Source organism: Pseudonocardia terrae, from assembly GCF_021343995.1.
Lineage (GTDB): Bacteria > Actinomycetota > Actinomycetes > Mycobacteriales > Pseudonocardiaceae > Pseudonocardia > Pseudonocardia terrae.
The window spans coordinates 1-13,306 of the sequence record NZ_JAJTTE010000096.1; the positions used below are offsets into that span (position 1 = coordinate 1).

At 70.1% G+C, this 13,306-nt stretch carries 7 protein-coding genes; 5 read left to right on the forward strand and 2 right to left on the reverse strand.

From position 1 onward, the window contains the following. From LWC33_RS33350 to rplL, 3 genes are all read left to right on the forward strand, one after another. Positions 1-1,018 (forward strand): hypothetical protein (locus LWC33_RS33350; RefSeq protein ID WP_233308700.1); only part of this gene is annotated, 1,018 nt, incomplete at its 5' end. A 378-nt stretch (positions 1,019-1,396) separates the two neighbouring features. Beyond that, complete coding sequence (gene rplJ / locus LWC33_RS33355; protein WP_233308701.1) at positions 1,397-1,966, forward strand: 50S ribosomal protein L10; 570 nt, start codon at positions 1,397-1,399, stop codon at positions 1,964-1,966. 48 nt (positions 1,967-2,014) lie between these two features. Continuing rightward, complete coding sequence (gene rplL, locus LWC33_RS33360; protein ID WP_233308702.1) at positions 2,015-2,410, forward strand: 50S ribosomal protein L7/L12; 396 nt, start codon at positions 2,015-2,017, stop codon at positions 2,408-2,410. A gap of 109 nt (positions 2,411-2,519) precedes the next feature. On the opposite strand, the gene LWC33_RS33365 is transcribed toward rplL, so the two are convergent. Both LWC33_RS33365 and LWC33_RS33370 read right to left on the reverse strand, forming a co-directional pair. After that, on the reverse strand, positions 2,520-4,184 hold the full coding sequence (locus LWC33_RS33365; RefSeq protein WP_233308703.1) for a class I adenylate-forming enzyme family protein: 1,665 nt from the start codon (positions 4,182-4,184) through the stop codon (positions 2,520-2,522). Positions 4,185-4,192: 8 nt separating this feature from the next. Next, the gene (locus LWC33_RS33370; RefSeq protein WP_233308704.1) at positions 4,193-5,167 is read right to left on the reverse strand and encodes a cyclase family protein; all 975 of its coding nucleotides are present in this window, start codon (positions 5,165-5,167) and stop codon (positions 4,193-4,195) included. A gap of 661 nt (positions 5,168-5,828) precedes the next feature. On the opposite strand from LWC33_RS33370, the gene rpoB reads away from it, so the two are divergent. Together rpoB and LWC33_RS33380 are read left to right on the forward strand one after the other, a co-directional pair. After that, positions 5,829-9,338, forward strand: a complete 3,510-nt coding sequence (gene rpoB / locus LWC33_RS33375) for a DNA-directed RNA polymerase subunit beta (protein WP_233308705.1) — start codon at positions 5,829-5,831, stop codon at positions 9,336-9,338. A 42-nt stretch (positions 9,339-9,380) separates the two neighbouring features. Then, positions 9,381-13,283, forward strand: coding sequence for a DNA-directed RNA polymerase subunit beta' (locus tag LWC33_RS33380; protein WP_233308706.1), 3,903 nt, complete (start codon positions 9,381-9,383; stop codon positions 13,281-13,283). The last annotated feature ends 23 nt before the right edge of the window (positions 13,284-13,306 follow it).

Genomic DNA, 13,306 nt, shown 5'->3' on the forward strand with positions numbered 1-13,306 from the left:
CACCACCGCGTCCCGACGCCGCACCGGCGGCATCCGGCGCCCGCGCGTGGCCGGCCGCCCCGACACCGGCCGGCCCGACACCGGGCGCCCGGACGCGCCGGCCGAGACCGCGGAGACCGAGGCCCGCCCGGACGTGACGCGGGCCGACAGCCGGGACGCCCAGTTCGAGCCCGAGACCGCGGCGCTCGAGCCGGAGACCGCGGCGGTCGCGGCGCCGGACGTCGAGGGCGAGGCGGGGACCGCCGCCGTGCCGGCCGTGGACACTGTCGAGGTCACCGAGGCCACGGCGTCCACCGAGGCCACCGGGGCCACCGAGGTCACGGCGGCCCCCCGGACCACCGAGGCCGCGGGAGGCACGGAAGCGGGGGAGCGCCCGGCCGGGTCCCGCGCCCGTCGCGCCCGTCGGGCCCGCCGCGAGCGCGACGAGGCCTTCGGGCGGGTCGAGGAGCCCACGAAGCGTCCGCGGCGCGGGGTGAAGGACCTGTTCCGGGTCCCCGCCCCGCCCCGGACGAAGCGGGGGACCGTCGTCCTCGCCGGCGCCACGGTCGTCGCGCTGGCGCTCGCGGTGCTGGCCGGCGTGAGCTGGTGGAGCATGAACCACACGCCGGCGGCGCGGAACACCGCGCTGGTCGACGTCGCGGCCACCACACAGGTCAGCCAGCAGCTCGGCGACGCGGTGAAGACCGTGTACTCCTACGACTACACCCGGCTCGACCAGAACGAGGCCGCCGCGCGTCAGGTGATCACACCGGAGTTCGGCCAGCAGTTCGACCAGCTCTTCGGCGAGGTCCGCAAGCTGGCGCCGCAGCAGCAGGCCGTGGTGACCGCGACGATCTCCCAGGCCGCCGTCGAGTCGATCACCGGTGACCGGGCCGTGCTCGTGGTCTTCCTCGACCAGCAGGCCACCCGGGCCGCGAACGACCAGGCGGGCCAGCAGGTCGCCGCCGCGGGCCGGCTCACCGTCACCGGGCAGCTCGTCGACGGGACCTGGAAGATCGCCGACGTCGCCGTCGCGTAGCTCGCCGGAGCGGCGCATCGAGACCGTGGCCGTAGCCGCGCATCGAGACCGTGGCCGTAGCCGCGCATCGAGACCGTGGCGTAGCTCGCCGAGCGGCGCGTCGACACCCTCGCGTAGCAGGAGGGCACCCCGACGGCGGGGCCGTCGCCGGGGTGCGTATGCTGGACGCCGGTTCCACCGAAGACCGCAGGTCTGTCCGCCGGCCCCGCCGGTGGACACGAAGGCCCCGCAGCCGCGGGCGTCCCGCGCAGGAGGACGAGGCAAGCAGCCGGGTGCGCACGCGCCCGCACTCCACGCCCCGTGCCCTGTGCACGGGGCGTTCGTCGTCTCCGGGCCTCGGGAAACGGTGGCACACCGACACCCGAGAGGAGGCATCACATGGCACGACCCGACAAGGTCGAGGCGGTCGCAGAGATCGCCGACCGGTTCCGGGGCGCGTCCGCCTCGGTGGTCACGGAGTACAGCGGTCTCACCGTGGCTCAGCTGAGCCAGCTGCGCCGCGCCCTGGGCGCGAACGCCAGCTTCCGCGTCGCCAAGAACACCTTGGTGAAGCGGGCGGCGGCCGACGCCGGCGTCGACGGTCTGGACGAGCTCCTGGCCGGCCCGACGGCGATCGCGTTCGTCACCGGCGAGGCGGTCGACGCCGCCAAGGCCCTGAAGAACTTCGCCAAGGACAACAAGGGCCTGGTGATCAAGGGCGGCTACATGGACGGCCGCGCCCTGTCGGGCGCGGAGGTCGAGCGGCTCGCCGATCTCGAGTCCCGCGAGGTCCTGCTGGCCAAGCTGGCCGGCGCCATGAAGGGCAACCTGGCGAAGGCCGCGGGCCTGTTCAACGCCCCGGCGTCGCAGGTCGCCCGCCTGGCCCAGGCTCTGGCCGACAAGCGGGCCGCCGAGGGCGCGTCCGCCGAAGGCGGCCAGGGCGACACCGCCGCCCCCACCGAGAGCTGACCGGCTCCACCCCCAGATACACCCCAGACACACGAGAAGGAGCCAGCAATGGCGAAGCTGTCCAGCGACGAGCTGCTCGACGCGTTCAAGGAGCTCACCCTCATCGAGCTCGCCGAGTTCGTGAAGAAGTTCGAGGAGACCTTCGAGGTCACCGCGGCCGCCCCGGTCGCCGTCGCCGCCGCGGGTGCGCCCGCCGCCGGTGGTGCCCCGGCCGAGGCCGAGGCCGAGAAGGACGAGTTCAACGTGGTCCTCGACGCCGCCGGCGACAAGAAGATCCAGGTCATCAAGGTCGTCCGCGAGCTGGTCTCGGGCCTCGGCCTGAAGGAGGCCAAGGACCTCGTCGAGTCGGCCCCGAAGCCGATCCTCGAGGGTGTCGCCAAGGACGCGGCCGACGCCGCCAAGGCGAAGCTCGAGGAGGCCGGCGCGAAGGTCTCGCTGTCCTGAGCAGCGTCTGATCAGCGCCGCCTGATCCCCGCCGCGACGCCGCCCCCGGCGGCGCCGGCGGGTCCACGAACGGCCCTTCCGCTCGCGCGGAAGGGCCGTTCGTGCGTTCTCAGGAGTTCTCGCGGTCCCGCAGCTCGCGGCGCAGGAGCTTGCCGCTGACCGTCTTCGGGATCTCGTCGAGGAACTCGACCTGCCGGGGGTACTTGTAGGCCGCCATGCGCGCCTTGGCGAAGGCGATCAGCTCCTCGGCGGTGACCTCCTTGCCCGCGCGCAGGCTCACGAAGGCCTTCACCGTCTCGCCGCGGTACTGGTCGGGCACGCCGACGACGGCCGCCTCGCGCACCGCCTCGTGCTCGTAGAGCACGTCCTCGACCTCGCGTGGCCACACCTTGTAGCCGCCCGCGTTGATCTGGTCCTTCTTGCGGTCGACGATGTAGAACCAGCCCTGGTCGTCCATGTACCCGACGTCGCCGGTGTGCAGGGACCCGCCCGGGATCGCCCGCTCGGTCTCCTCGGGCTTGTTCCAGTAGCCCTTCACCACCTGCGGGCCCGTGGTCACGATCTCGCCGACCTCGCCCGGCGGGAGGTCCCGGCCGTCCTCCCCGACGATCCGCACGATCGTGTCGTAGACCGGCACGCCCACCGACAGCGCCCCGGAGGCCTCGTCGACCGGCGCCTCGGCGTGCCTCGGCGTGCAGTGGCTGGGCGACGTGGTCTCGGTGAGCCCGTAGATGTTGTGGATGTACTGGCCGAAGGCCTGCTGGAAGGCCTTCACCGTCGACGGCGGGATGGGCGCCCCGCCGGACCAGATCTTGGTGAGCGTGCGCAGTGCGTCCTGGTCGGCGTTGGGGGCGTTCATCAGCGCGATGAACACGGTGATCGAGCCGACCGTGAAGGTGGGCCGCTCCTCGCGGATGAGGTCGATCACCGCCGACGGCTCGAAGCGGTGGAACAGCACGAGCGGCGCCCCGAGGAGCATGGCGATCGTGACGTGCCCGATGAGCCCCGTGATGTGGAACAGCGGCGCCACGCCGAGGACGACGTCGTCGGGGCCGAGCTCGCAGAAGCCGCGGTAGGTCTGCGAGTTGAACACCAGGTTGGCGTGGGTGTTCATGGCGCCCTTGGGCGGGCCCGTGGTGCCCGAGGTGTACGTGAGCACCGCGGTGTCCTGCGGGTCGAACGACACCGCCGGGGGCCGCTGCCCGCGGAACCGCTCCACGAGCTCGGCCAGGTCGACGGTGCCGTCGACCGCGCCGATCCGCTCGAGGCCGCCGAGGATGCGGGTGTCGTCGCGCGTCTGGTGGTCGAGCTCGCTCGTGGTGAGCACGGTGCGGAGGCCCGTGTCGCCGACCACCTTCGACGCGACGTCCCGGTAGAGGCCCTCGAGCGTGACCAGCACGCTCGCCCCGGAGTCGGTGAGCAGCAGGTGCAGCTCGCGCTCCCGGTTCATCGGGTTGACGTTGACGGCGATGCCGCCGGCCTTCCACGTGCCGAGCAGCGCGATCACGTACTGCGGGTCGTTCTGCAGGAACAGTGCGACCCGCTCGCCGGCGGAGAACCCGCCGTCGAGCAGGCCGGCGGCGAGGGCGTCGGACAGCTCGTCGAGCTCGCGGTAGGTGATCCGGCCGTCGAAGTAGCGGATCGCGTCGCGGTCCCCGTGCCGCTCCACGGTGGCCCGGAACAGCGCGAGCATGTCCCGGAACTCGGGGGTGATCGAGGTGGGCTGGCCCTCGTCGTAGCGGGCGAGCCAGGGCTTGTCGTCGTAGACGGACACCGGGTCTCCTAGCGGATGGCGATGGGGTTGACCGGCGCGCCCGTGCCGTGAACGACCTTCAGCGGGGCGGCGGCGTAGAGGAAGGACCAACGGTTGTCGGCGGCGCAGGCGTCGGCCAGGTCGTCGAGCCAGGCGATCTCGGTGAGGGTGACGCCGAGGTTGCGCATGAGCGCGCAGTGCAGGGGCAGCGCGACCCCGGAGTTCGGGTCGGCGGTGACCTCGTTGGCGATGGTGTCGGTGACGAGGTTGGGGATCTCGCGCTGCTGGAACCACTCGACGAGCTCGCGGGAGTAGGTCAGGCCGGGCTCGACGAAGCCGTCGTAGAAGGTCTCGGGGTCGTCGAGCTCGTACCAGTACTTCATCCAGCCGGTGCGGATGACGAGGATGTCGTGCGGTTCGATCTCCACGCCCTGGTTCTTGGCGGCGGCCTCGAGGTCGGTGTGGTCGAAGGTCTCGCCCTTGTCGAGCCACTGCTTGCCGCGGTGGCGGGCCATGTCGATGAGCACCCCGCGCCCGACGACGCCCTTCTCGGCGATGGGCAGCACGGAGGCCTTGTCCATGGCGTCGATGGTGGTGCGCGCGTCGTAGCCGTTCCAGAGTTTGCCGTCGTACCAGACGTGGCCCAGGGCGTCGTACTGGGTGGAGCCCTGCAGGAAGATGTGGGCGGTGTCGTCGGCGTAGTGCAGGCCGCCGGGGAAGGCGGGCGCGTTCTCGCCGTCCCATGTGGACTCGTCGAGCTCGTTCTTGCGGGACATGCCCTTGCGGCCCGGCCAGATGGGGTCGCCGGGGCTCTCGGTGCGGCCCATGTGGATCTGCAGGGTGAAGACCTGGCCCGACCTGACGTGCTGCACGCCGCGCAGGACCTCGCCGGCGTCGAGGTAGTTCAGGCAGCCCAGCTCGTCGTCGGGACCCCACTTCCCCCAGTTCGTGGGGGCGTCCGCGCCCAGCAGCTCGGTCATCGTCGGCACGGTGTTCTCAGCCATTCGTCGACCCCTTCGTCAACGGGTGTGAGGCGGGTGCATGATCCCGCCCCGATCCTTCTGGCGGCCCGCTCCGGGCGTCAAGGCCGGTGGGCGAGGCGGCCTGACCGGAGGATCGGGACGGGGCGTAGGCTGGGACCCGAACCCACCCCGTTGCTCCGGACGAGTGAAATTCGGCCCGCGCGACGGACGGCAGGTCGGGCCCCGCGGGCCCGCCGTCGAACGGTCCACCCGGGGGCCGGGAGCCCTGAGCTGCCGGTCGTCCTCCGGAACGGACCACTTACCGACGCGTACGGTCTTGACTCGGTGCGCCTGCCGGGTCACTCTTACGTCACGGTGCTTGGCTCCGGTGGTGAGCTGAGCGACGTGTCTCGACAGCGGCTGCCTTCGCGGCTAGACTGACTCTTTGCGCTGCCTCCGCCCAGGTTCGGCGTGCACGCTGTCGGAAGTCCGCCGGTCGCAGGGCCGGATCGGGAAGGTCCGCCAGGGTGCTCGGCGGACCTGGTCGGAGCGTGGCGCCCTGACAACGAACGGCGAGTTCAGCTCCCTGGCCACACCCGACACGTCGCAGACCGCCGGACCGTACCGGTGCGGTGACGCCGAACGGTAGCGCCTCGGGGGCAGTGCCCGCCAGACGAGAGCGTAGTTCTCGGAAGGACGCATCTTGGCTGTCTCCCGCGCCACCGTGACCACTGCGAACCCGGGGAGCGTCGTCTCGGCGAACCCCAACTTCCCTGGCGCACCCACCCGAGTCTCGTTCGCGAAGATCGCCGAGCCGCTCGAGGTGCCGGACCTCCTCGACCTGCAGATCCAGTCCTTCCAGTGGCTGGTCGGGGACGAGGCGTGGTTCCAGCGCCGCATCGACGCGGGGGACGAGAACCCGGTCGGGGGTCTCGAGGAGATCCTCACGGAGATCTCTCCCATCGAGGACTTCTCGGGCTCCATGTCGCTGTCCTTCTCCGACCCTCGCTTCGACGAGGTCAAGGCCTCCGTCGAGGAGTGCCGGGACAAGGACATGACCTACGGTGCCCCGCTCTTCGTCACCGCGGAGTTCACCAACAACACCACCGGCGAGATCAAGAGCCAGACGGTGTTCATGGGTGACTTCCCCGTGATGACGGACAAGGGCACGTTCATCATCAACGGCACCGAGCGCGTCGTCGTGTCGCAGCTCGTCCGCTCGCCCGGCGTGTACTTCGACCACGCCATCGACAAGACCACCGAGAAGGACGTCTACTCGGTCAAGGTCATCCCCAGCCGCGGCGCGTGGCTGGAGTTCGACGTCGACAAGCGCGACACCGTCGGCGTCCGCATCGACCGCAAGCGCCGCCAGCCGGTCACCGTGCTGCTGAAGGCGCTGGGCTGGACGACCGAGCAGATCCAGGAGCGCTTCGGCTTCTCCGAGACGATCCTCGCCACCCTGGAGAAGGACCACACGGCCGGCCAGGACGAGGCGCTGCTCGACATCTACCGCAAGCTGCGCCCGGGCGAGCCGCCGACGCGCGAGAGCGCCCAGACGCTGCTCGAGAACCTGTTCTTCAAGGACAAGCGCTACGACCTGGCCAAGGTCGGCCGCTACAAGGTCAACAAGAAGCTGGGCCTGGCGGAGCCCACCGAGGTCGGCACGCTGACCGAGGAGGACATCGCCACCACCATCGAGTACCTCGTCCGCCTGCACGCCGGTGAGACCTCGATGAAGGCCAAGGACGGCGAGACCGAGATCCCGGTCGAGACGGACGACATCGACCACTTCGGCAACCGTCGCCTGCGCACGGTCGGCGAGCTCATCCAGAACCAGGTCCGCGTCGGCCTGTCCCGGATGGAGCGCGTCGTCCGCGAGCGGATGACCACGCAGGACGTCGAGGCCATCACGCCGCAGACCCTGATCAACATCCGGCCCGTCGTGGCCGCGATCAAGGAGTTCTTCGGCACCTCGCAGCTGTCGCAGTTCATGGACCAGCACAACCCGCTGGCCGGCCTGACCCACAAGCGGCGCCTGTCCGCGCTGGGCCCGGGCGGTCTGTCGCGGGAGCGCGCGGGCTTCGAGGTCCGCGACGTGCACCCGTCGCACTACGGCCGCATGTGCCCGATCGAGACCCCTGAGGGCCCGAACATCGGCCTCATCGGCTCGCTGTCCACGTTCGCGCAGGTCAACCCGTTCGGCTTCATCCAGACGCCGTACCGCAAGGTCGTCGACGGCGTCGTCACGGAGCAGATCGACTACCTGACCGCGGACGAGGAGGACCGCTTCGTCATCGCGCAGGCCAACGCGCCGCTGAACCAGGACGGCTCCTTCACCGAGGACCGCGTCCTGGTCCGCCGCAAGGGCGGCGAGGTCGACCTGATCCCGCCGACGGGCGTCGAGTACATCGACGTCTCGCCGCGGCAGATGGTGTCGGTCGCGACCGCGCTGATCCCGTTCCTCGAGCACGACGACGCGAACCGCGCCCTGATGGGCGCGAACATGCAGCGCCAGTCCGTGCCGCTGCTCCGCTCCGAGGCGCCGCTGGTCGGCACCGGCATGGAGCTGCGCGCGGCGGTCGACGCCGGCGACGTCGTCGTCACCGAGAAGGCGGGTGTGGTCGAGGAGCTCTGCGCCGACTACATCACCGTCATGGCCGACGAGGGCACCCGCCAAACGTACCGGCTGAACAAGTTCCGGCGCTCCAACCAGGGCACCTGCAACAACCAGAAGCCGATCGTCGACGAGGGCCAGCGGGTCGAGGTGGGCCAGGTGCTCGCCGACGGGCCGTGCACCGAGAACGGCGAGATGGCGCTGGGCAAGAACCTGCTCGTGGCGATCATGCCGTGGGAGGGCCACAACTACGAGGACGCGATCATCCTGTCGCAGCGCCTCGTGCAGGACGACGTGCTCACCTCGATCCACATCGAGGAGCACGAGATCGACGCCCGGGACACCAAGCTCGGCGCCGAGGAGATCACCCGGGACATCCCGAACGTCTCCGAGGAGGTCCTCGCGGACCTGGACGAGCGCGGCATCATCCGGATCGGCGCCGAGGTCCAGCCCGGCGACATCCTGGTCGGCAAGGTCACCCCGAAGGGCGAGACCGAGCTGACCCCGGAGGAGCGCCTGCTCCGCGCGATCTTCGGCGAGAAGGCGCGCGAGGTCCGCGACACCTCGCTGAAGGTGCCGCACGGCGAGAACGGCAAGGTCATCGGCATCCGGGTCTTCTCCCGGGACGACGACGACGAGCTGCCCCCCGGCGTGAACGAGCTGGTCCGCGTCTACGTGGCCCAGAAGCGCAAGATCTCCGACGGTGACAAGCTCGCCGGCCGCCACGGCAACAAGGGCGTCATCGGCAAGATCCTGCCGGCCGAGGACATGCCGTTCCTGCCGGACGGCACGCCGGTCGACATCATCCTGAACACGCACGGCGTGCCGCGACGCATGAACATCGGCCAGGTCCTGGAGACCCACCTCGGGTGGATCGCCAAGTCCGGCTGGGAGATCGAGGGCAACCCGGACTGGGCGTCGATGATGCCCGAGGAGCTCTACTCCGTGCCGCCGAACACGAACACCGCGGTGCCGGTGTTCGACGGCGCCAAGGAGCACGAGATCACCGGGCTGCTCGGGTCCACGCGCCCGAACCGCGACGGCGACCGCATGGTCGGCCCGGACGGCAAGGCGCAGCTGTTCGACGGGCGCTCCGGCGAGCCGTACCCGTTCCCGGTGGCGGTCGGCTACATGTACATCCTGAAGCTGGCGCACCTGGTCGACGACAAGATCCACGCGCGGTCGACCGGCCCGTACTCGATGATCACCCAGCAGCCGCTCGGCGGTAAGGCCCAGTTCGGCGGCCAGCGCTTCGGCGAGATGGAGTGCTGGGCGATGCAGGCGTACGGCGCCGCCTACACGCTGCAGGAGCTGCTCACCATCAAGTCCGACGACGTGGTGGGCCGGGTCAAGGTCTACGAGGCCATCGTCAAGGGGGAGAACATCCCCGAGCCGGGCATCCCGGAGTCGTTCAAGGTGCTCCTCAAGGAGCTCCAGTCGCTGTGCCTGAACGTCGAGGTGCTCTCCAGCGACGGCGCGGCCATCGAGATGCGCGACACGGACGACGAGGACCTCGAGCGCGCGGCGGCGAACCTGGGCATCAACCTGTCCAGCCGCCCGGGCAGCGACTCGATGTCCGTCGACGACGTCGTGAACTGACCCAGAGCCGAGACTCGCGAATTCCGAGAGAAGGACACACTCTTGCTCGACGTCAACTTCTTCGACGAGCTGCGCATCGGCCTGGCCACCGCCGAGGACATCCGCCAGTGGTCGCACGGTGAGGTCAAGAAGCCGGAGACCATCAACTACCGCACCCTCAAGCCCGAGAAGGACGGCCTCTTCTGCGAGAAGATCTTCGGCCCGACCCGGGACTGGGAGTGCTACTGCGGCAAGTACAAGCGCGTCCGCTTCAAGGGCATCATCTGCGAGCGCTGCGGCGTGGAGGTCACTCGCGCCAAGGTGCGGCGTGAGCGCATGGGCCACATCGAGCTGGCCGCCCCGGTCACGCACATCTGGTACTTCAAGGGTGTGCCGAGCCGGCTGGGCTACCTGCTCGACCTGGCGCCGAAGGATCTCGAGAAGATCATCTACTTCGCCGCCTACGTGATCACGTCGGTCAACGGCGAGCTGCGCCACCAGGACCTGTCCACGCTCGAGAACGAGATGAGCGTGGAGCGCAAGCGGGTCGAGCAGCGCCGCGACGGCGACCTCGAGGCCCGGGCCCAGAAGCTCGAGTCCGACCTGGCCGAGCTCGAGGCCGAGGGCGCCAAGAGCGACGTCCGCCGGAAGGTCAAGGAGGGTGGCGAGCGCGAGATGCGCCAGCTCCGCGACCGCGCCCAGCGCGAGCTGGACCGGCTCGACGAGATCTGGACGACCTTCGCCAAGCTGGACACCCAGCAGCTGATCCCGGACGAGGGGCTCTACCGCGAGCTCTACGACCGGTACGGCGACTACTTCACCGGTGCCATGGGTGCCGAGGCGATCCAGAAGCTGCTGGAGAACTTCGACATCGAGGCCGAGGCCGAGAAGCTGCGCGAGATCATCCGCAGCGGCAAGGGGCAGAAGAAGCTCCGCGCCCTCAAGCGCCTCAAGGTCGTCGCGGCCTTCCAGTCCACCGGCAACTCGCCGATGGGCATGGTGCTCGACTGCGTCCCGGTCATCCCGCCGGACCTGCGCCCGATGGTGCAGCTCGACGGCGGCCGCTTCGCCACGAGCGACCTGAACGACCTGTACCGCCGGGTCATCAACCGGAACAACCGCCTCAAGCGACTGATCGACCTCGGCGCGCCCGAGATCATCGTCAACAACGAGAAGCGGATGCTGCAGGAGGCCGTCGACGCGCTGTTCGACAACGGCCGCCGCGGCCGTCCGGTCACGGGCCCGGGCAACCGGCCGCTCAAGTCGCTGTCCGACCTGCTCAAGGGCAAGCAGGGCCGGTTCCGCCAGAACCTGCTCGGCAAGCGCGTCGACTACTCGGGCCGTTCGGTCATCGTCGTCGGCCCGCAGCTGAAGCTGCACCAGTGCGGCCTGCCCAAGCAGATGGCGCTGGAGCTGTTCAAGCCGTTCGTGATGAAGCGCCTGGTCGACCTGAACCACGCGCAGAACATCAAGTCCGCCAAGCGGATGGTCGAGCGCGGCCGCTCGCAGGTGTGGGACGTGCTCGAGGAGGTCATCTCCGAGCACCCCGTGCTGCTCAACCGCGCGCCGACGCTGCACCGCCTCGGCATCCAGGCCTTCGAGCCGCAGCTGGTGGAGGGCAAGGCCATCCAGCTGCACCCGCTGGTCTGCGAGGCGTTCAACGCGGACTTCGACGGTGACCAGATGGCGGTCCACCTGCCGCTGTCGGCCGAGGCCCAGGCCGAGGCCCGGGTGCTGATGCTCTCGAGCAACAACATCCTGTCGCCGGCGTCGGGCCGCCCGCTCGCCATGCCGCGCCTGGACATGGTCACGGGCCTGTTCCACCTGACCCGCGAGCGCCCGGATGCCGTGGGCGCCGGGCAGTCGTTCAGCTCCGAGGCCGAGGCCGTCATGGCCTACGACCGCAAGACGCTGCACCTGCAGGCCCCGATCACGATCCGGCTCCCCGGCGTCGCGCCGGCCCCGGGCACCGTGCTCGAGGAGGGGGACGTCTGGCGCGCCGAGACGACCCTCGGCCGGGTCATGTTCAACGAGCTGCTCCCGGCGGACTACCCGTTCGTCAACGAGCCGCTGCCGAAGAAGCGCCAGGCCGCGATCATCAACGACCTGGCCGAGCGCTACTCGATGACCGAGGTCGCGCAGGTGCTCGACCGCCTCAAGGACGCCGGCTTCTACTGGGCCACCCGGTCCGGTGTCACGCTGGCGATCGACGACGTCGTGGTCCCGCCGAACAAGCAGGAGATCCTCGACGGCTACGAGGCCAAGGCCGACCAGGTCAACAAGCGGTACCAGCGCGGTGCGCTCTCCCACCAGGAGCGCAACGACGAGATGGTCAAGATCTGGACCCAGGCGTCCGAAGAGGTCGCCAAGGCCATGGAGGACAACTTCCCCGAGGACAACCCGATCCCGACGATCGTGAAGTCCGGGGCGGCGGGCAACATGACGCAGGTCCGGCAGCTGGCCGGTATGCGTGGTCTGGTCGCGAACCCCAAGGGTGAGTACATCCCCCGCCCGATCAAGGCGAACTTCCGCGAGGGCCTGTCCGTGCTGGAGTACTTCATCTCCACGCACGGCACCCGGAAGGGTCTGGCGGACACCGCGCTGCGGACCGCCGACTCGGGCTACCTGACCCGTCGTCTGGTCGACGTCTCGCAGGACGTCATCGTGCGCGAGGTCGACTGCGGCACGTCCCGCGCGGTCACCATGCCGGTCACCGAGGAGACGGCCGACGGCCGCCTCATCCCGCACCGCTACATCCGCACGTCGGTGTACGCGCGGAGCTCGGCGGAGGAGGTCACGGACGCCGACGGCAACGTGATCGTGGCCAAGGGCGGCGACCTCGGCGACCCGGCGCTCGACGCGCTGGTCGCGGCGGGCGTCCGGCAGATCCGCGTGCGCAGCGCGCTGACCTGCGAGTCTGCCACCGGCATCTGCGCGACCTGCTACGGCCGCTCCATGGCGACCGGCAAGCTGGTCGACGTGGGCGAGGCGGTCGGCATCGTCGCGGCCCAGTCCATCGGTGAGCCGGGCACGCAGCTGACGATGCGTACCTTCCACCAGGGCGGCGTCGCGGGCGACGACATCACGACCGGTCTGCCGCGTGTCACGGAGCTCTTCGAGGCCCGTGTCCCGCGCGGTAAGGCGCCGATCGCGGACGTCGACGGCCGCATCCGCATCGAGGACGGCGACCGCTTCTGGAAGATCACCCTCATCCCGGACGACGGGGGCGAGGAGATCGTCTACGAGAAGCTGTCGAAGCGGCAGTGGCTCGCCATGACGGTGGCCGACGGCGAGGAGCGCCCGCTCCGCGACGGCGACCACGTCGAGGTCGGCCAGCTGCTCCTCGAGGGCACGGCGGACCCGCACGAGGTGCTGCGCGTCATGGGCCCGCGCGAGGTGCAGCTGCACCTGGTGCGTGAGGTGCAGAAGGTGTACCGCACGCAGAGCGTGGACATCCACGACAAGCACATCGAGGTGATCGTCCGGCAGATGCTCCGCCGGGTCACGATCATCGACTCGGGTGCCACCGAGTTCCTGCCCGGCGCGCTCGCCGAGCGGGGCGAGTTCGAGTCGGAGAACCGGCGCGTGGTCGCCGAGGGCAACGAGCCGGCCTCCGGCCGCCCGGTGCTCATGGGCATCACGAAGGCCTCGCTGGCGACGGAGTCGTGGCTGTCCGCGGCCTCGTTCCAGGAGACCACCCGGATCCTCACCGACGCCGCGATCAACGGGAAGCGCGACAAGCTCGTCGGGCTGAAGGAGAACGTGATCATCGGCAAGCTGATCCCCGCCGGTACGGGGATCAGCCGGTACCGCAACATCCAGGTGCAGCCCACGGAGGAGGCCCGCGCGGCCGCCTACGCGCTGCCGAGCTACGACGACGGCTACTACAGCCCCGACGTGTTCGGCACGGGCACCGGTGCCGCGGTCCCGCTGGACGACTACGACTTCGGTCGCGACTACCGCTAGTCGTCGCCGCGGTCACCGACGGG

What these genes read in the sequence shown, in the direction of transcription:
- rplJ (WP_233308701.1), top strand. Translation starts at nt 1,397, where the DNA reads ATGGCACGACCCGACAAGGTCGAGGCGGTCGCAGAGATCGCCGACCGG.
- rplL (WP_233308702.1), top strand. Translation starts at nt 2,015, where the DNA reads ATGGCGAAGCTGTCCAGCGACGAGCTGCTCGACGCGTTCAAGGAGCTC.
- LWC33_RS33370 (WP_233308704.1), bottom strand. Translation starts at nt 5,167, where the DNA reads ATGGCTGAGAACACCGTGCCGACGATGACCGAGCTGCTGGGCGCGGAC.